Annotated in this window: 1 protein-coding gene; it reads left to right on the top strand. The window is 65.5% G+C overall.

Annotated features, from left to right (window positions below; translation table 11 throughout):
- A partial coding sequence (locus tag EN852_RS36330) for a hydantoinase B/oxoprolinase family protein (RefSeq protein WP_189546438.1) occupies positions 1-368 on the top strand: 368 nt, incomplete at both ends.

Raw genomic sequence — 368 nt, 5'->3', positions numbered from 1 at the left:
CTGAAGCTGAGGCTGACGATCAAGGGCGACGAGGCGGTCCTCGACTTCACCGGCTCCGATCCGCAGCTCGGCTCCTCGCTCAACGTCCCTTCGGGCGGCGATCCGCGCCACACCATGCTGCTCGTCGGCGTCTACTACGTGCTTTACACGCTGAACCCGAAGATCCTGCTCAACACGGGCCTTGCCCGGCCGTTTATCTGCATCACGCCGCAAGGGTCAGTGCTGAACCCGGTCCATCCCGCCGCCGTCGGCATGCGCTCGCTCACCTGCGCGCGATTGCGGTCCGTCATCTTCGGGGCCTTCTCGCAAGTCGTACCCGAACGCCTGCCGGCGGCGCCTGCCGGCAACAACTGCATCGTCAACGTCAT

Source organism: Mesorhizobium sp. M2E.F.Ca.ET.209.01.1.1 (assembly GCF_004010375.2).
Taxonomy (GTDB): domain Bacteria; phylum Pseudomonadota; class Alphaproteobacteria; order Rhizobiales; family Rhizobiaceae; genus Mesorhizobium.
This window is presented reverse-complemented; position numbering and strand designations above follow the sequence as displayed.